This is a genomic window from [Clostridium] symbiosum ATCC 14940 (assembly GCF_000466485.1).
GTDB lineage: Bacteria > Bacillota > Clostridia > Lachnospirales > Lachnospiraceae > Otoolea > Otoolea symbiosa.
This window is the reverse complement of the sequence record NZ_KE993024.1, coordinates 33993-53548: the sequence shown is the minus strand read 5'-3', so window position 1 is coordinate 53548 and position 19556 is coordinate 33993. Positions and strand designations below refer to the sequence as shown.

Genomic DNA, 19556 nt, shown 5'->3' with positions numbered 1-19556 from the left:
GGCGGCGTCCTCACCTGCTTAACTAAATCTCCAACAACATGAGATTCAGGCTGAACTGTTACACTGCGTTTTAATCCCGCCGCACCGTGCGGACGGGATGATATAATGCTAACAAAGGACGTGACAACCCTTATAAAATATGGTACAGTTATTCTTGTGAAAATCCCCGTAAGGGGAGCTGAAAATAAGATGAAAGGCAGTTGTTCGGAAAACAGTGTTTCTCCGGGATTACCGGATGGCTGCAAACATTATACGTATGGAGGAATGGAAGATGGAAAGACTGATTGGTACGGTTTCCAGAGGCGTTCGCGCCCCGATTATCAGGCAGGGTGACGATCTGGTTCAGATTGTGGCCGATTCTGTACTGAAAGCAGCAGAGAGTGAGGGCTTTGAGCTTCGCGATAAAGATGTAGTGGCTGTGACTGAGGCCGTTGTGGCCAGGGCGCAGGGCAACTACGCAACTATAGAGCAGATTGCCAAAGATGTGCATGACAGAGTGGGAGATGATACGGTAGGCATTATTTTCCCGATTCTCAGCAGAAACCGTTTTTCCATTTGCTTAAAAGGAATCGCTATGGGCTGCAAAAAGGTGGTTCTGATGCTCAGCTATCCGTCTGATGAAGTGGGAAACCATCTGATTACCCCGGAACAGCTTGACGAGAGCGGAGTAAATCCCTGGAGCGATGTGCTGACAGAGGAAAGGTACCGCGAACTGTTCGGCTACAGAAAACACCAGTTTACCGGTGTGGATTATGTGGAATACTATAAGAAACTGATTGAGGATGCCGGAGCAGAGGTGAGCATCATCTTTGCCAACAATCCGAAAGCGATTCTTGATTATACAAAGACTGTGTTAAACTGTGATATCCATACAAGGGCCAGAACGAAAAAGCTGCTGTTAAACTCAGGGGCCGAAAAGGTTATCTCCCTGGATGAGATCCTGACAAAGAGTGTGGATGGAAGCGGTTACAATGACAGCTACGGCCTTCTCGGTTCCAACAAGGCGACGGAAGAGTCCGTGAAGCTTTTTCCGATTAACTGCGGCGAGTTTGTACGCAATGTACAGAAAAAGCTGATGGATAGCACTGGTAAACATATAGAAGTCATGGTTTATGGAGACGGCGCATTCAAAGATCCGGTAGGAAAGATCTGGGAACTGGCGGATCCGGTAGTGTCCCCGGCTTATACAGACGGGCTTGAGGGAACGCCGAATGAAGTGAAGTTAAAATATCTGGCGGACAACGATTTTGCCGATTTATCCGGCGAAGAGCTGAAGAGCGCTATTTCAGATTATATCAGGGAAAAGGATGAGAAGGCGGAAAATCTGACAGGAAATATGGTTTCCCAGGGAACTACGCCGAGAAGGCTTACGGATCTCATCGGATCTCTCTGCGACCTGACATCGGGAAGCGGCGACAAGGGTACGCCGATAGTTCTGATTCAGGGCTATTTTGATAATTATACAAAATAGACAATTAACGAACTATCCGGGAGGTAGTTATGGCACAGACGATAACAGACTTTAAGTCATTTCTGGAAGATGCAAAAGAGGCGGTGACGGAGCTTTCTGATTTCACGAAGAAAGAAGAACAGCTCAGGATGGAGGAGCTGCGGCTGGAAAAATCTCTGGAGGCGGAGCAGAAAGCAGTTCAGGATGCCATCAGCATGACTGTGAAGAAACGTCGCGAAGAGATGGAGAGCAGTTATGACTCGGAGATAGGAAAACTCCAGGAAAAGCTGAAGAAAATCAGGGCGCGCAGGGAGAAGGCAAAAAACCAGGGAATGAAGGACCGCATAAAGGAAGAGACGGTGGAGCTCCATGAGCATAACAGGGAGCTGAGAGTCAGGATGAAGACACTGTTCCAGTCTCAGAGGGTGCCCTCCTTTTGTCAGAGCGGATTTTATTACGCCCTCTATTTTCCCAGGGGGTTCAGGGAGATTATTACCTTCCTTCTGACATTCGCAGTCTGTTTTCTCCTGGTTCCGTATGGAGTATATTCCATGCTTCCCGACAAAAAGACTCTGTATCTGGTCCTCATTTATGTGGCCGCGATATTTGTCTTCGGCGGGATTTATACGGTTGTCGGAAATGCCACAAAAGGCCGTCATCAGAGTGCGCTGCAGGAAGGACGTTCCATCCGCAGTCTGATTAACTCCAATAATAAAAAAATCCGTGTTATCACGGCTTCTATTAAGAGGGACCGGAACGAGGCAATTTATAATCTGGAGAAATTTGATGATGAGATCGCACAGCTTGAGCAGGAGATGGCCCAGACAATCCGCAAGAAGAAAGAGGCGCTCAATACCTTTGAAAATGTGACGAAAATGATTATTGCCGATGAGATCACCGGGAACAGCAAAGCGAAGATCGAAAGTCTTCAGGCTGCTTATGAGGATGCGGGCAGCCGCCTCAGATATACGGAGACCATTGTTAAAGAAAAGAAGATTTTTATCACGGACACCTATGAAAGCTATGTCGGCAAGGAATTCCTGACGGCGGAAAGGCTGGAGGAGCTTAGGCGGATCCTGGAATCAGGGGAAGCCGGCAATATCAGTGAAGCGATAGAAGTATATAAGAATAGAAATATGTCGAGAAAGTAATATGCGGGGGAGAATATCCCCTGCATATTTTTTACATTGCCTGTTTATAATAGAATTAACTAATAAGACAGGCGGTAGATTATGAAAATTTGGGAATGGAAGACGATTCGGAATGATCAGGAAATTTATTACTATAATGCTTCCCGTAATTTTATTCCGGAGGAATTTGCCGGCCAACTGTTTGAAATGATCCAGGAGGAGAAGGAGCGGAAGAACAAGCGGGGAATCGTATTCCTGTGCATTGGAACCGACCGCTCCACGGGAGACAGTCTGGGGCCTCTCATCGGATATAAATTAAATCAAATGAAAATATCAAAGGCGACGGTTTTCGGAACGCTGGAACGTCCGGTACACGCGATGAACCTGGAGAATTACATGGCTGTTCTGAGAACATGCTATCAGGATGATCTGATTGTTGCGGTAGACGCCTCGGTGGGAAACCGGGAGCATGTGGGATATGTAACGCTTGGAAAAGGGGCGCTGAAACCGGGACTTGGCGTGAGCAAGGAGCTGCGTTCGGTGGGGGATATATTCATTACCGGAATTGTGGGAAGCTGCGGCAATTACGATCCCCTTATGCTGCAAAGCGTCAGGCTGTCCGTAGTCATGCAGATGGCGGACTGTATCAGCAGAAGCATCAGTCTTGTCGAAAAGTTCTGGGATAACACAGCCTTTGTTTGACAAGTTTCTCATAGAACCTGTGCTATGATCGCTTAGATTTAATAAAACGATAGCGGGGTGAGTCTATGGGAGAATTATACAATCCATTCCCCAGACTGCCGAAAAATATCAGGCAGATCGGTGACAGGGATGATGTGGTCAAGCTGTACGTGGAAGATTATGTAAATACATATCTGAAACGTCTGTATCCAACGGGCGGACAAGATCTGAGAGTTGGAATTTTACTCGGCAGCACGGAAACTTACGAAGGAGTGCCTTACATTTTTATTGACGGGGCGCTTGAGATGGAAGATGTGACGGCAGCAGGGGAAAAGGTTATTTTTTCCGAAGCCGCCTGGAAGAAAGCATACCAAAGCATAGAAGAAACTTTTCCAAAGAGGACCGTACAGGGGTGGTTTATTTGCGGAGCGCCCGGCTGTATTTTGAGTCCTCTTAATTATTGGAAGCAGCATACCCAGTATTTTGGCGGAAAGAATCAATTGATGTACTTAAACAGCGGAATCGACGGTGAAGAGGCCGCGTACATAACCTCCGACGACGGTTTTTACCGTCTGAAGGGATACAGTGTCTATTACGAGCGCAACCAGATGATGCAGGACTATATGATTCTCCGCAAAGACGTAAGACGCGTGGAAACAGGCGGAGGCGACAGGGTGATCCGCGACTTCCGCCAGAGGATGGAAGGCCGGAAAATAGAGGCCGCGTCCCGCCGTGGCACGATAAAAACGCTGGGGATGCTTTGCAGTGTACTGTCGGTAGCGGTGCTTGCCGGCGGTGTTGTCATGTTTAACAACTACCAAAAAATGCGTGAAATGGAGACGGTTCTGGTTTCCGTGCTGCCAAGCGGCGTTAAGGGCCTGGAGAATTATATCGGCAGGGAAGACGATGATAATCTGGTGGTAGAGCAGATTAAAGGGAAAGTGTATCCGACGGAAAAGTCGGCGGAGGAAGCAAAAACAGGGCAGTCTATCCTGAACAGTGGTGAGTCTGTGGAAAAGACGGCGATTCCGGGAAGTGAAACGGCAGGAGAGATGCAGCCGGAGTCAGAGTCACGGGAAACCGCGGGCCAGGAACCGGCATCAGCGCAGAGCCGGGCGCAGGCGGAAGGACAGACCCAGGCAGATGGGCAGAACGGCGCTGCCGATTTGACAGGCGCTCAGACAGACGGACAGGCTCAGACGGGCGGAAAAGCCCAGACGGATGGACAGGCCAAGACAGACGGACAGGCTTCCGGAGCAAAGCCGGAAAACGGCGGAGGAAGCGCTTCGTCCCAGAGCGGCGGCACAGGATCGGAGGAGAGCGGGCAGAACGGAAGCGGAGGCAATTCAACGGCAATCAAGGACTATCCGGTGACAAATATGAAACCGGGTAAGACCTATATTATCGGGGACGGTGAAACACTCTACGGAATCTGCTTCAAACTCTACAATAACCTGAATTATCTCGAGGACATCTGCGCCCTGAATAACCTGGATGATGTTAATAAAATCATAGCGGGCCAGGAGCTGGTGCTTCCTGCTCTGGAAGGAGAATAGGTGTGTGACAGTAACACGAAATCCAGTTACTGTTCACACCATGCCAAAAAGCGGCATGATGTAAACAATAACACGCTTCGCGATGCACAGAAACTGCATAAAACGCAGTTTCGCGCCGTGTAACTCGGGATTTTCGCACAGAAAACGCACGAAAACACCTCGCGGGACATAACCGTGTGAACAGTAACGAAATCTAACTCGGCAAAGTGTATTAAGAAAGAATTTTAATGCGTATCTCCTGAAAATAGTGTATAATTGTTAGCAACCATTGTGGTTACAGGAGATAAACGATGAGTAATATGAACTCGATGGAACGAGAACAAAAAAAGAGGCAGTTAAAACGCCGTATCGTCGAGCCGGGCTCCGCTCCGGGCGGAAGGCCCGGGAAACATCAGGAAGACAATGAGGAAGAAATTGTCCGTAAAGCCGAACGCAAGACACGGCTTAAGAGGCTGCGGCTGATCCTTATCCTGATTATGCTGGCGGCAATACTCGTATTTCTGGCGGTACGCTATGTCCGGGGACACCAGTATATGGAATATACGGTTGCCTGGGAGAAGGAGATTCCTGCCAGTGAAAGCAGTTTTACCGGGTATATGAAATTTGGTGAAAATCTGCTCAAATACAGTAAGGACGGGGCATCTTATATTGACAAGTCGGGTAATGCTGTGTGGTCGTTAAGCTACCAGATGAAGTCACCGGTATGTTATGTGAATGGCAATTTTGCAGTTATAGGAGATCAGCAGGGCAATTCCCTTTATATCTGTGATATTACAGGATTGCAGGGGGAAGCGACAACGCTGCTTCCGATTCTGCGGGTCAGTGTGTCTGCTTACGGGGTGGCGGCCGCCCTGGTGGAGGACAGTACATCGACCTATATCACGTTTTTTAAGAAGGACGGAAGCATGCTGGACTGGAGCATCAAGACGGTCATGTCGAAGAACGGATACCTGATGGATGTATCACTGTCGCCGGAAGGCACACAGGTTATGCTGTCGGACGTATATATCCAGGACAGCACTTTAAAGAACAGAATCGTATTTTATAACTTTTCCGAATTTGGAAAGAGCTATCCGGATCGTCTCGTGGGAGGCTTTGAAGAATTTGGGGAAAGCTTGTGTCCCAGGGTGCGGTTTTTCGACGAAGATCACGCATGTGCGGTGACGGACAACCAATTGGCGTTTTTCTCTCTGGTGAATGTGACTTCCCCGGAACTGGTTAAGCAGGTGCCGGTGGAAGAGGAGATCCAAAGCGTCGCCTATTCCGACAGCCATGTGGCAATTGTCGTAAACGCCCCGTCAGGTGAATACGACAACAGGCTGGATGTGTATAAGTCGAATGGAACACTTGCTTTCAGCAGGGAATTTACCTATCTGTATCAGAACCTTGATATTGACGGTGATTTTGTATTTTTGTATAATGATAATTCGTGCAAAGTCTATGACATGTCGGGAAGAGAACGCTTCTCCGGCGAGTTTGATTTCACGGTATCCAAAATTACCAGGGGATCACGGTTCAATACCTTAATCATTACAGGCGGAGACAGGATCCGCGAGATCACGTTGAAATAGAAGTCAGGAGGAATTACAAATGAACCAGATTGACAATCTTTCCATTAATTCAATCAGAATTTTGTCCGCAGACGCCATTCAGAAGGCAAATTCAGGCCATCCGGGACTGCCGCTCGGCTGTGCAGCCATCGGTTACGAGGTTTGGGCCAATCAGATGAATCATAATCCGGCCAATCCAGGCTGGGCTAACAGGGACCGTTTTGTGTTGTCGGGAGGACACGGCTCCATGCTGCTGTATTCCCTCCTTCATTTATTCGGATACGGCGGACTGTCTAAAGAAGATCTGATGAACTTCAGGCAGCTGGGGTCCAGGACACCGGGCCATCCAGAGTTCGGGCATACGGTGGGCGTTGAGGCGACAACCGGGCCGTTGGGAGCCGGAATGGCGATGGCAGTCGGAATGGCAATGGCGGAAGCGCATCTGGAATCTGTATTTAATAAAGACGATTATCCGGTAGTAGATCATTTTACCTATGTACTGGGCGGAGACGGCTGCATGATGGAAGGTATTTCCTCCGAGGCATTTTCACTGGCTGGAACGCTGGGACTTTCAAAGCTGATCGTACTCTATGATTCAAATCGAATCTCAATAGAAGGCAGTACGGATATTGCTTTTTGCGAGAATGTGGAAGAGCGTATGCGCGCTTTTGGTTTCCAGACAATTACGGTGGAGAACGGCAATGATACCGGAGCCATCGGCATGGCGATTGAGGCGGCCAAAAGAGATACGGCCCGTCCGTCATTTATCACGATTAAGACGCAGATTGGATACGGCTGTCCGGCGAAACAGGGCAAAGCCAGCGCGCACGGAGAGCCGCTTGGCGCGGAGAATATAAAAGCGCTCCGGGAAACTCTGGAATGGCCATACGAGGAACCTTTCTATGTGCCGGATGAGGTATATAAACATTTTGCTGCCATCGCGGAGGAAAAAGCAGAGACAGAAGCGGCCTGGAACGTGATGTTTGCCGCATACTGTGAAGAATATCCCGAGATGGAAGAACTCTGGAACCGGTATTATGACGTTCATGCCGCAGAAGTGCTGGATCAAGACGGGCAGTTCTGGAAAAGGCAGGAAAAAGCAGAGGCAACGCGTTCTATTTCCGGCTCTGTCATTAACTATCTGAAGGATGTCATGCCGAATTTGTTCGGAGGGTCGGCTGACCTGGCTCCGTCTAATAAGACGGCGATGTCGGGCGCAGGTGATTTTTCGAAAGAAGACAGAAGCGGCCGCAATCTGCACTTTGGCGTCAGGGAGCTTGCCATGGCTGCAATCGGCAACGGCATCATGCTCCATGGGGGACTCAGGGCATATGTGTCCACATTCTTTGTGTTTAGTGATTACTGTAAGCCGATGGCCCGTCTTTCCGCACTGATGGGGACACCGCTTACTTACGTATTCACACATGACAGCATCGGTGTGGGAGAAGACGGCCCGACCCATGAGCCGGTAGAACAGATGGCGGCGCTCAGAGCAATGCCCAACTTCCATGTATTCCGGCCATGTGATGCGACTGAGACACAGGCGGCCTGGTACAGCGCCGTGACCTCAGAGCATACACCGACGGCTCTCGTCCTGACCAGGCAGAATCTGGAACCAATGGCGGGAAGCGGCAGGGAGGCCTTAAAGGGAGGCTACATCATAGACGACTGTGACGGAACGCCTGACACAATCCTGATTGCAACAGGATCTGAGGTAGCTCTGGCAGTAAAGGCCAAGGAAGTGCTGGCGGCAGAGGGGATGAATGTCCGTGTAGTATCCATGCCGTGTACAGACTTATTTGAAGAGCAGCCAGCCGAGTATAAAGAGTCTGTCCTTCCTAAAACAGTGAGACGCAGAGTTGCGGTGGAGGCATTAAGCGGCTTTGGCTGGGAACGGTACACCGGACTGGACGGAAAGACGGTGACCATGGACGGCTTCGGAGCAAGCGGTCCGGCGCCGCAGTTGTTTGAGAAGTTTGGATTTACGGTGGAGAACGTTGTGGCGGCTGTAAAAGGGATTCAGATTAATTAATCGGGTGAGGACGCTGCCGGGCCGAAAGACTCCGCCAGGTGTATCTGTCCCTGGTTACTGTTCAGACGGTTATGTCCCGCGAGGTGTTTTCGAGCGTTTTCTGCGCGAAAATCCCGAGTTACACGGCGCGAAACTGCGTTTTATGCAGTTTCTGTGCATCGCGAAGCGTGTTATTGTTTACATCATGCCGCTTTTTGGCATGGTGTGAACAGTATCTGTCCCCGTCCGCGTCCTCCCAACCTCAACTAAACCACCTTGCAATCTGCAAACGCATCTTTTATAATAAAACTGATTTAGAAAAATTGCGGGAGGCCGGAGCATGGGTAAAAAGTGTATAGGAATAGATGTTGGCGGAACTACGGTTAAGGTTGGAATGTTCGAGCTGGACGGAACACTGGTCAAAAAGTGGGAAGTGCCGACCAGAAAAGAAGAGAACGGTAAATACATCCTTCCGGATGTTGCAGCGTCAATCAGGAAGGTTTTGAATGAGCAGAACATCAGTCTGAACGAGGTGGCGGGAGCCGGACTCGGAATCCCCGGCCCGGTTCTTCCGAACGGCTTTGTGGAGGTCTGCGTTAACCTGGGATGGCGTGAGATGAATCCGCAGGAAATCTTAAGCGGACTGCTGGACGGTATGACGGTAAAGACGGGCAATGACGCCAACGTGGCGGCGCTCGGTGAGATGTGGCAGGGCGGTGGTAAAGGATATCATGATATTGTCATGGTGACACTGGGAACGGGTGTCGGCGGCGGCGTTATCATTGATGAAAAGATCATCCCCGGCAGACATGGCCTGGGTGGAGAGATTGGACATATGCGTATCCGCGAGGGTGAGAAGGAACAGTGCAACTGTAAGGGATATGGCTGTGTGGAGCAGATCGCATCCGCGACCGGCATTGCGAGAGAAGCGAGACGAATGATGAAGCAGAGCGGTGAAGATTCTGCGATGCGTAAATTCGGAGACAGAATCTCAGCAAAAAACGTGCTGGATTGTGCAAAAGCGGGAGACAAGCTGGCAATGGAGGTCATGGAGACGGTTTCCTATTATCTGGGCTGGGCGCTTGCAATTGTGTCCATGACGGTCGATCCGGAGGTGTTTGTTATCGGAGGAGGCGTTTCAAAAGCGGGTACTTTCCTGACTGATATGATTCGCAAGTACTATGAGGAGTACACTCCCATTTCCGAAAACAAAGCGGGAATCGAGCTGGCCACGCTTGGCAATGACGCCGGAATTTACGGCGCAGCGAGGCTGATTCTGGACTGATTGCGGTACCCGGGCCATTCATGCCGGCAATAAACGGTTTAACAAACGACAGGTCTGAGCATAATAAGAGATAACAGTATACAGAATCATGGCAGCAGTTCAGACAGGTCTGCGCATTTGCCGTGAACACCGGATACAGACAGGAGATATATTATGGCGAAGACTTTATATTATAATGGTACAATCATTACAATGTCAGGCAGTGAACCGGAGTCAGCGGAGGCTGTATTGACGGAGAATGACAAAATTCTGGCAGTAGGCTCACTGGAAGCGGTGCAGGCGGCTGCGGAAAGCGGGAAACATCAGGACACACCTATATTAAAGGACTTAAAGGGAGCAGTGATGCTCCCTGCTTTTATTGATTCCCACAGCCACATCACCGCTATGGCGCGTGTATTATCCTTTGCCATGCTGCAGGAGGCGGAAAGCTTTGATGGAATTATCGGGATACTTAACCGGTTTAAAGAAGAGAGAAAGCTGGAACCCGGCGACTGGATTATCGGAACGGGATATGACCACAATAATCTGAAAGAGGGAAAGCATCCCGACCGTTTTATACTGGATGCCGCATTTCCTGAAAATCCTGTGATGGTGACACATGCCAGCGGCCATATGGGCGTCGCCAATTCCCTTGCGCTTGAAAAAATGGGAATAACGGCAGACACCAAAGATCCTTCAGGAGGCCGGATTGGCCGTGCGGGAGGCAAAAATACAGGAGAGCCGGACGGTTATCTGGAAGAGACAGCTTTTACCGGTGCATCCTCGGTAATACCGGAACCGGGAACGGAACAGCTTGGCAGACAGCTTCAGGCAGCTGAACAGCTTTATCTAAAACACGGAATTACAACGATACAGGATGGACGGACCGGAAAAGAAGAATGGAAGCTCCTGAAATATGCGGCAGAACAGGGATTGCTGCACGCGGATGTGGTGGCGTATGCCGCACTGAACGATGCCCATGAACTGACGGAGGAGAACCCCGCCTATACAGGGGCCTATTGCAACCATCTGCGTATCGGCGGTTATAAGATCTTTCTGGACGGCTCCCCGCAGGGCAGAACCGCATGGGTGAGCCGGCCATATGAAGGCGAACCGGAGGGATACTGCGGTTATCCGATATTTAAAGACAAAGAGGTACAGTCCTATTTTGAGACGGCGTTCCGGGAGGGAAGGCAGCTTCTGGTTCATTGCAACGGTGATGCCGCCGCACAACAGATGATAGGGGCCTGCCGGATGGCGGCAGATACAACCGGTCAGGATCCGGCAAAGACACGGCCGGTTATGATTCATGCCCAGCTGGTAAGGCCGGATCAGTTAAAGGAGATGGAGCGGCTTTCCATTACGGCCTCATTTTTTACCGCCCATACCTGGTACTGGGGAGATGTGCATTTAAAAAATTTCGGTGAGGCGCGCGCTCTTAAAATCAGTCCGGCAAGAACGGCGATCGATGATGGCGTTAATGTGACCTTTCACCAGGATTCCCCGGTAATTCAGCCTGATATGCTGGAAACGGTGTGGTGTGCGGTGAACCGGATCAGCTGCGGGGGACATCCGATGGGACTGATGGAGAGAGTCACCCCCTATGAGGCGTTAAAAGCGGTAACATCCAATGCGGCATACCAGTATGGGGAAGAAAACGAAAAAGGAACGATAGAACCTGGAAAAACAGCAGATTTTGTTATACTTTCGGCCAGTCCACTGACGGTTCTGCCGGAGGAAATTAAGAAAATCCGCGTTCTTGAAACAATTAAGGGCGGAAAAGTTCTGTATAAAAGCATATGACATGAGGAGACCCCGGAGCCGCTAGGCTGCCGGGGCAATTATGAAAAATCTATGTGCAAAATCACCATAAAAGTAAAGAAAAAATGAAATTTCTTATGCTTTTAGTATAAAAATTATATGTGAATAGATTGTGAACAACGTGTTAACAGATTATGAAAGATAAGAGGAATCGTCTGTCTTGCGGACAAATGCTTTTCATTGAAAGACATAGTATTGAGAAAAATAGTTAGTTTAAACTAATCAATACCGTTGACAACCAAATATTGCCAATGCTAAACTGTAAAATATGGTTAGCATAAACTAACCAAAGAGGAGACAGGAGGAAAGGCAATGAGAAAGTTTATGAGCAGGGCAGTCGTTCCGATATTGACGGCGGCTTGTATGACCTTCCAGACAGGAACGGTGTGGGCGGCTCCGACAGGGCCGGCACAGGAGGCTCTCTTCCAGGGAAGATGGGAATTTGGAGACGGAACATGGAAGTATTATGATTCGTCTGGAGCGGTACGGACGGGATGGCTCCAGACAGCAGGAGGCTGGTACTATCTGGATCCCGGCAACGGTTCACTGCGGACTGGGTGGCAGAACATCGGCGGACATATATTTTATCTGAATACCGCGCAGGATGGCGTGGAAGGAAAGATGCGCACCGGCTGGTTCCGGGATCCGTCCGGACATCGGTTTTTTTTAAATACTTCCGTTGACGAAACATTGGGATCTGCACTGACAGGCTGGCAATGGATAGAAGGCCACTGCTATTTCTTTGAGACGGCGGAAGGCGGAGAAAAGGGCAGAATGTATGCCGGCAGGGAAACACCGGGAGGCTTTTTAACAGATGCGGAAGGGAGATGGATTGAGAAGGACGGAAGTGTTCATTACGAGCCGGGCAGAGGCTATTCTTCCGTTCAGAATACGAAAGCAGCCGTAGCCGGAAGCAAAAGCTCCGGAAGCAGAAGTTCCGGTAACAAAAATTCCGGAAGCGGCAGCTTAAACAGCGGAGGTTCCGGCGGCTCAGGCTCCGGAAGCGGCGGTACCGGGAATAGCGGTACGGGAAACGGGAGCGGCAATACCGGGAATAACGGTACGGGAAGCGGGAGCGGCAATACCGGGAATAGCGGTACAGGAAGCGGCAGCTCCGAAAATACGGTTAAACCGGGAGGGGAAGCTCAGAACGGCTCCGGCGGAGATACCGGTGACGAGGGAAAAACCAGCGATTTACTTGACCGGAATAAGACGAAATTTCTGAATCTGGGATGGACGCGATATGCCGTCATTACATTTGAAGATGGAAATATTGATGATTACAGCGTCAGGATAGACGGCACTGATGTAACCGGCACACTGACCAAAGTAGATGATGACGGTTCGGTTGTGAAGTGGGAAAGCACTGTGCTGAAACCGGGCTCCGTCACCGTGACAAGAGACAGTGACGGCAGAGAGCAGACGGTGAAGCTTGCAGCCGCAGCCGCGTCGAAAGCGCCTGACGCCGGTGATCCGGACAATGCGCCAAAAGCAATACTTACGAATGGACCGGTATCACGATTTGACTATTATCTGGACGTCTATGATAAGAACGGGCAGGTCAGGACCGAACCGGAGAGAACCACATTTGATCTGAGCGACCGGAGAGGAAATGCGTCAGAGGAGACGCCTGCCGCGTATTATGTTCCGGATACTCTGATTGATCAAAAGACGGGAACAGGGGAGATTACGGTCAAGCTTTCACTTAAGACAAAGGATCAGGAAGAGTGGTTTGACAAACTCAAGACAATAAAGGCCCTGGATCAGGAAAACAGGATTCTTAACAGTGAACTGGCATTCAGGAAGACCACGGAAAATACGTACGGAAAAACGGGTGTGCTGAAAATCAGTCTTCCGCAGACAAATCTTTTTTCCAGAGGCCGCTACCAGTTAAATCTGGTATCCGGATACAGCAGCGCAGCGATGACGGTGCCGGTTCACCTTGTTGACGGCAGGACATTTACAATGAAACTAAATACGCTGAACCTGAATCCTGAGCCGGGAGAGTGCTTTGCTTTTACAATAGAGGGGGAAGACGGAGCGGCGTTTGGAAATGAAATCCTGTCCCCGATTTACAGGGTGCAGCTGACCACACCGTCCGGAAAGACAAAAGAGCTTGAAAATATAAGTGAGTGGTATGAGATAGGGAATATGCTCCACATCTGCGGCACTAATACGAAGGAAGAGATTGTCACGGATGAAGCCGGAATATATACGGTTACAGCTTACGCCAACGGGTACAAGACAATGACGAAATCCGTTGAGATCGGTTCTGCCGTTACGGTATTTGGTAAACGTTCCGGCAGTTCGGTTTCCGGAGCCGATGCGGTTTCCGGCGCATCCTGGAACGGTTCAACCGGCTCATCGGGGGAATCCGCTTCATCCGGGGGCGGCAGTATCAACGCATTCCTGATATTTGACCATGATCTGATTGCCAATGCGCTGATACTTAAAAAGCTTGGAATGACAAACAAAGATGCCGATGCCGTTCTCGCGCGCTGGGAGGCACAGAGCCCGGTAGCGGTAATGGATGAAAATGCGGAGGAGCTGTATGATTTTACTGCGTATTTGAATGCGGTAAAGGATGCGGGACTCGGAGACGGGACGGCGCTCACCTTCCGCCGGTACGCAGACAGCGGCCAAGGAAAGACCGAAAACCGTCCGTATCAGGTGAAACGTGTTTTAGAGGACGGACTTCTTGGCTCTTCATTCCTGTTCTCTGAGATGACGGGGAAACGGGCGCCCCGGCTTGAAGGTCTTAACGGAGCATTCGGGGAAGATCTCGTGCTGAGCTGCAGTTCGGATCCGTCATACCTGAATAAAAATACAAAGTTCTATCTGGACGGCAGCGCCATTGCCCTGCGAAGCGACAGCTATCTGGCCGGATATCTATTTGACGAGGAGACGGGAAAAGCTACCATCTATTCTGCAACAAAGGGGACAGCAGGAGGAAGTGTCCAGCTAACGGCGGGAGTTCATGAGCTGAGAGTGGTTTCCGGGGGATACCAGACGGCTGTGGCACAGATTCATATAAGTAAAACACCGGAGCAGTTTGAACTGTCACTGGCGGATCCGAACCCGGCGGCGAAAGAAGGCGCGGAGGATGAGTCGGCATACTATACCGGCCAGGACGTGCATGTGATTGCGGCCTGCAGAGAGGGGGATGAGAGCCAGAACACGCTGCGAGGAGACTTCATGAAGAACCTGAAGGGAATCGAGCTTAAGAGACCGGACGGAAGCAGCCGGAAAGTGACTTCCGACACGGAAGGTTCACTGTTTGGGGACGATAACTATATTCCCGGTAAATTTGGCTTTGTACTTCAGAAAGGGCTTTTTAAAGAGTCCGGAGTCTATATGGTAACTGTATGGTCGGAAGATTACACGCCTAAAACGCTGGAATTCAGGATTAATAAGGGAGAAGAGAACCAGAATCCTCCCGAAACACTGACCGCACCTGAGCTGGATAAAGTAGAGAAAAAATCGGACTTACTCAACGGAAAATACTACCGCGTGTCATTTAAAGCAGCTTCCGGGCAGGAATTGGAGAATTACCTGAAGCTCTTTGAGGACAGCGGCAAGGCGGCAGTTCAGGTGAATGGGGAAAAATATACCTACAGCGGATTTTCCATAGGAACAAGCGATCAGTATAAATATACCGTATCCGATAACGAGACAAATGGAACCAGGCAGTACCTGGATCTCAGCATCAATGGTTTTACGGCAGGAAAGAATACCGTAACGATTGAAGCAGAGGGCTGTGATGATTTGAACTTTGATGTTTATCTGGATAAAAACGGGGAGATTACGGACAGCGGGTCTGAGGAACCGCCGGCCGGCTTGCTGACTGCTCCGGAGGCAGAGCCGGCGTCGCTCTATAACAGCAGATGCTACCGGGTATCATTCACTGGCTTAAATGATGAAGAATTACGGAATTACCTGAAGGCGCTTGCTGACAATGACAAAACAGAAATCGAGGTGAACGGCCAAAAATATCAATATAGCTCCTGGCTGATAATGGCGGCAGACAAACAGAAATATACCGTATCGGACAACACATACCTGGATTTCAGCAAAGACGGCTTTGGTGAAGGAGATAATACGGTTAATGTTAAGGTAAAGGGCTACGAAGACATAAGCTTCAAAGTGACTCTGGATGAGAACGGCGGGATTGCAGGAGAAGACGGACCGGCTCCGTCCGATAAACTGACTCCGCCGGATGTAAAGAAGGCAGAGCTTAAAACATCAGTATTAGGCGGAAAATATTATCGTGTATCTTTTAAGAATCTGACGGAAGAAGAATTGGCAGCATATCTGACAATACTTAAGAAGGAAGATAAGACAGAGATACAGGTGAACGGACGGACTTACGAATACAGCAGCTGGTCAATTTCTTCAAATGATGAGGATAAATACAAGGTGTCGGAGGATGAATCCTTTGGCGGATTAAAATATCTGGACTTCAGCATAAATGGATTTAATACAGAAGAAGAAAACACCGTAACCATTGAAGCAGAGGGATATGATGAACTGAGTTTTGCGGTATACACCGATGAAAATGGGAGGGTTACAGAACGGGAGGAGCCAGACAATAATGGCGCGGCGGCTGTCCCGAGCGAAAATGTTTCAACGCCCGCGAAAGAACCGGAACCCGACGTAACAGTCGATAAGACGGAGGATAGCGGCAATAAGGCAGAACCTGATAACAAAGAGCCGGAGGAAAGCGATAAAGAGTCCGGAACAGCCGGAAAGGAACCGGAGACGGACGATAAAGGGCCGGAGACAGCCGGAAAGGAGCCGGAGACGGACGATAAAGAGCCGGAAACAGCCGGGAAGGAACCGGAGACGGACGATAAAGAGCCGAAAACAGACGGTAAAAAACCGGAAGTAAGCGCTAAAGAACCGGAGCCAAACGGTGAATAGGTGCAAATAAGCAATGAGATACCGTGGCGGACCGTAAATAGCTTAAAAGCTCTTTACCCATGCAATGCATCCGCCGGGGAACGGCATTAACCGAATAAAGCGGCAGAATGGTAAGCAGCCGCAGAAGAAGGTCAGGCAGAGCAGCCGGAATATCCGGCCGGCTCTGCCTGACCCTCCTGTAAACCGGCGGTAAAAGGCCGGGAAAGCGTCTATTTCACCGTTTGAACCGTAAAAAATACAAAAAGGTAGCTGTTCGGTATACTGCAAATGTGCTATACTGAAAAATACCTGAGAAAGAAAGGTTACCGTTCGCATATGTGCCGGGGACAGTAAGAAAGAGACAATTTTGAATAGATATGACAGGACTATTAAATTTTAGGAGGCCGCATGACAGTTGATAAAACGAAAAAGACCATAGTAATCGGGCATAAAAATCCTGATACGGATTCCATTTGCTCTGCCATCTGTTACGCGAATTTGAAGCAGATAACATCCGGAGGGGAATATGTGCCGGGCCGGGCCGGGCACGTCAATTCGGAGACCCAGTTTGTGCTTGATTATTTCGGGATGGCAGCTCCGAAAGAAACCCAGACAGTTAAAACACAGGTAAAGGACATAGAGATAAGAGAGACAAAAGGCGTAGCAAAGAATATTTCCCTGAAAAAAGCATGGAATCTGATGCAGGACGCCGGTGTTGTGACGATTCCGGCCGTAACAGAGGACAATGTGCTGGAGGGGCTGATCACAGTAGGGGATATAACGCGCTCCTATATGAATGTATATGACAGCAGCATTCTCTCGAAGGCATGTACCCAGTATACGAATATTATCGAGACCCTGGAAGGGGCGATGCTGATTGGTGATGAGAGGGAATATTTCAAAGAAGGAAAGGTTCTGATTGCCGCTGCAAACCCGGATATGATGGAATACTACATTGAGAAACATGATCTGGTAATCCTGGGCAACCGGTATGAGTCACAGCTCTGCGCGATCGAGATGGAGGCAGGATGTATTATCGTCTGCGAGGGCGCAGGTGTATCCATGACAATTAAAAAACTGGCTCAGGAGAGGGGCTGTACCGTAATTACGACACCGTACGACACATATACGGCGGCCCGTCTGATCAACCAGAGTATGCCGATCAGCTTTTTCATGAAGACAGAAAACTTAATCACCTTTGATACGGATGATTATATCGATGACATCAAGGAAGTGATGGCGAGCAAACGCCATCGTGATTTCCCGATACTCGATAAGAATGGGAAGTATAAGGGGATGATATCACGGCGGAACCTGCTGGGGGCCAGAGGCAAGAATGTGATACTTGTGGATCATAACGAACGCAGCCAGGCTGTGGACGGTATGGAGAATGCCAATATTCTGGAAATCATCGATCATCACCGCCTTGGCACGGTTGAGACAATGGGACCGGTATTTTTCAGGAACCAGCCGCTGGGCTGTACGGCTACGATTATATATCAGATGTATAAAGAAGCGGGAGTTACAATAGAAAATAAGATTGCGGGACTGCTGTGCAGCGCCATCATCTCCGATACGCTTCTTTTCCGCTCACCGACCTGCACGCCGGTGGACAAAGATGCGGCGATGAAGCTTGCGGCTATCGCCGGGATTGATGTGGAGCAGCTGGCTAATAAGATGTTTGCTGCCGGCAGCAAGCTGAAGGGAAAGAGTGATGCGGAAATCTTTTATCAGGACTTCAAGCGTTTTACGGCCGGAAAGATTGCGTTCGGTGTCGGACAGATCACATCCCTGAATGCCGGTGAGCTGAACGAACTGAAAAGCAGAATGCTGACCTATATGAACAGGGCCAGGGAGGATGAGAAAGTCGATATGATGTTCTTCATGCTGACGAATATCCTTACGGAGTCCACGGAACTGATCTGCGACGGGCAGGGAGCCAAACAGCTGGCAGGAGAAGCGTTCCACTTAGGGGATGAAGAGATGGATAAGGAAGAGCATATTGTCAGTCTGCCGGGGGTTGTTTCCAGGAAAAAACAGCTGGTGCCGGGGCTGATGGTGGCGACGGAACAATAAGATAATTTTCAGATTCTGCTAAAAATTAAAAAGATATATTATTAGTAACGGAAGGGTAATGCCAGGTTTATGGCTTTGCCCTTCCGTTGTATTATAATGCAGCTTTGGATATATCAAGCGGAACTGTATTTGGCAGTCCGCAGCATTTATGATTCATTAATTCTCGGCCAGAAACTGGGCGGCGGCATCCTGGATAGCCGTAACAAGCTCCTGCAGGACCGGATATTGACGGTATGCCTTCCTGGAATAAAACAGACAAAAATCTCCCTTTGTATAATCGCCCTTAAATGGGAGAGAGACAATTTCTCCCTCCGATACTCCCGGGTACCTCTTCAGAATCGGATAATAGGAAAGGGCGTATACGTCAGACTGTGTCCGGACCAGATTAATCACACTGTCCACAGATTCCGTCTGAATCACCTGGGAAGGGGAGATAACCGGAACAATTTCATCCAGAACGGGCTGCATAGCTGTTGAGGGGGCTTCCAGCCGCGACTTTAAGGCGAGATAATGTTCCTTTAAATCCTGGGGAACTACGGTTTCTTTTTCTGCTAGGCTGCTGTGTTTATTTACAAGACAGCAGTATTCTCCCTGAAACAGAACGATGGGAGGCGTTCCTTGGGCCTTTACGCATTTCTCCATCAATCCTTTCTGTCCGCATACAAAAAGAGACAGAACAGGCCGTTCTGTGTCCTGGGAGATGTACTGCTCAGGCGTCCGGCTGACCTCACAATTAATCTGCAGGCTGGGGTGCAGTTTTTTAAACTGCAGAACTACCTTTGGAAGGAGGAAATTGGGAAAAGAGGCCTGAATATAAATATCTACAGCGCGCAGGGGAAGTTTTTCAGAAAGGCTAAGCCAACCGTTATAATATTCTACCATCTGCTTTGCCTCCGGAAGAATTCTCTTTCCGGCTTCAGTAAGCTGTATTCCCGTTTTTTTTCTTTGAAACAGCTGAGTGCCGATCTCCGCCTCAAACAGCTGCAGAGCTTTTGTGAGGCTGGGCTGGGCAATATACAGCTTCCCGGCCGCCTCATTGATAGACTGTGATTCCGCCAGCGTAATGAAATATTCCAGAACCTTAATTTTCAAGATGATTCTCCCTTCTATCCTGATAT

General features: G+C 49.4%; 11 protein-coding genes. 10 read left to right on the top strand and 1 reads right to left on the bottom strand.

The window, feature by feature from the left end; genetic code table 11:
- Window positions 1–271 precede the first annotated feature (271 nt).
- The 10 genes from CLOSYM_RS19870 (at window position 272) to CLOSYM_RS19825 (ending at window position 18438) form a co-directional block, all read left to right on the top strand.
- Window positions 272–1471: a coenzyme F420-0:L-glutamate ligase gene (locus CLOSYM_RS19870; protein WP_003503284.1), complete on the top strand. Its 1200-nt coding sequence runs from the start codon at window positions 272–274 to the stop codon at window positions 1469–1471.
- 29 nt (window positions 1472–1500) lie between these two features.
- On the top strand, window positions 1501–2601 hold the full coding sequence (locus CLOSYM_RS19865; RefSeq protein ID WP_009298788.1) for a hypothetical protein: 1101 nt from the start codon (window positions 1501–1503) through the stop codon (window positions 2599–2601).
- An 81-nt stretch (window positions 2602–2682) separates the two neighbouring features.
- Window positions 2683–3282, top strand: a complete 600-nt coding sequence (gene yyaC, locus CLOSYM_RS19860; RefSeq protein ID WP_003503286.1) for a spore protease YyaC — start codon at window positions 2683–2685, stop codon at window positions 3280–3282.
- 65 nt (window positions 3283–3347) lie between these two features.
- On the top strand, window positions 3348–4817 hold the full coding sequence (locus CLOSYM_RS19855; protein WP_021643532.1) for a LysM peptidoglycan-binding domain-containing protein: 1470 nt from the start codon (window positions 3348–3350) through the stop codon (window positions 4815–4817).
- Between the two features lie 290 nt (window positions 4818–5107).
- Window positions 5108–6388 (top strand): DUF5711 family protein, encoded by a 1281-nt coding sequence (locus CLOSYM_RS19850; protein WP_003503288.1) that lies wholly within the window; start codon window positions 5108–5110, stop codon window positions 6386–6388.
- A 19-nt stretch (window positions 6389–6407) separates the two neighbouring features.
- Complete coding sequence (gene tkt, locus CLOSYM_RS19845; RefSeq protein WP_021643530.1) at window positions 6408–8399, top strand: transketolase; 1992 nt, start codon at window positions 6408–6410, stop codon at window positions 8397–8399.
- A 319-nt stretch (window positions 8400–8718) separates the two neighbouring features.
- Window positions 8719–9663, top strand: a complete 945-nt coding sequence (locus CLOSYM_RS19840; RefSeq protein ID WP_003503294.1) for an ROK family glucokinase — start codon at window positions 8719–8721, stop codon at window positions 9661–9663.
- 153 nt (window positions 9664–9816) lie between these two features.
- Entirely contained in the window at window positions 9817–11445 is a 1629-nt protein-coding gene (locus tag CLOSYM_RS19835; protein ID WP_021643528.1) for an amidohydrolase, read from the top strand.
- A 330-nt stretch (window positions 11446–11775) separates the two neighbouring features.
- Window positions 11776–16383, top strand: a complete 4608-nt coding sequence (locus tag CLOSYM_RS19830) for a hemoblobin-interacting domain-containing protein (protein ID WP_021643527.1) — start codon at window positions 11776–11778, stop codon at window positions 16381–16383.
- Window positions 16384–16770: 387 nt separating this feature from the next.
- A complete protein-coding gene (locus CLOSYM_RS19825; RefSeq protein ID WP_021643525.1) occupies window positions 16771–18438 on the top strand; it encodes a putative manganese-dependent inorganic diphosphatase in 1668 nt (555 codons plus the stop codon).
- Between the two features lie 156 nt (window positions 18439–18594).
- Here CLOSYM_RS19825 and CLOSYM_RS19820 read toward each other — a convergent pair whose 3' ends face one another.
- Window positions 18595–19530: a LysR family transcriptional regulator gene (locus CLOSYM_RS19820; RefSeq protein ID WP_242828712.1), complete on the bottom strand. Its 936-nt coding sequence runs from the start codon at window positions 19528–19530 to the stop codon at window positions 18595–18597.
- Window positions 19531–19556: the final 26 nt, after the last annotated feature.

Bases quoted from the DNA above. Each gene is read 5' to 3' on its own strand.
- CLOSYM_RS19850 (WP_003503288.1), top strand. From the start codon at position 5,108: ATGAGTAATATGAACTCGATGGAACGAGAACAAAAAAAGAGGCAGTTA.
- CLOSYM_RS19865 (WP_009298788.1), top strand. From the start codon at position 1,501: ATGGCACAGACGATAACAGACTTTAAGTCATTTCTGGAAGATGCAAAA.
- CLOSYM_RS19855 (WP_021643532.1), top strand. From the start codon at position 3,348: ATGGGAGAATTATACAATCCATTCCCCAGACTGCCGAAAAATATCAGG.
- CLOSYM_RS19830 (WP_021643527.1), top strand. From the start codon at position 11,776: ATGAGAAAGTTTATGAGCAGGGCAGTCGTTCCGATATTGACGGCGGCT.
- CLOSYM_RS19840 (WP_003503294.1), top strand. From the start codon at position 8,719: ATGGGTAAAAAGTGTATAGGAATAGATGTTGGCGGAACTACGGTTAAG.
- tkt (WP_021643530.1), top strand. From the start codon at position 6,408: ATGAACCAGATTGACAATCTTTCCATTAATTCAATCAGAATTTTGTCC.
- CLOSYM_RS19870 (WP_003503284.1), top strand. From the start codon at position 272: ATGGAAAGACTGATTGGTACGGTTTCCAGAGGCGTTCGCGCCCCGATT.
- CLOSYM_RS19825 (WP_021643525.1), top strand. From the start codon at position 16,771: ATGACAGTTGATAAAACGAAAAAGACCATAGTAATCGGGCATAAAAAT.
- yyaC (WP_003503286.1), top strand. From the start codon at position 2,683: ATGAAAATTTGGGAATGGAAGACGATTCGGAATGATCAGGAAATTTAT.
- CLOSYM_RS19835 (WP_021643528.1), top strand. From the start codon at position 9,817: ATGGCGAAGACTTTATATTATAATGGTACAATCATTACAATGTCAGGC.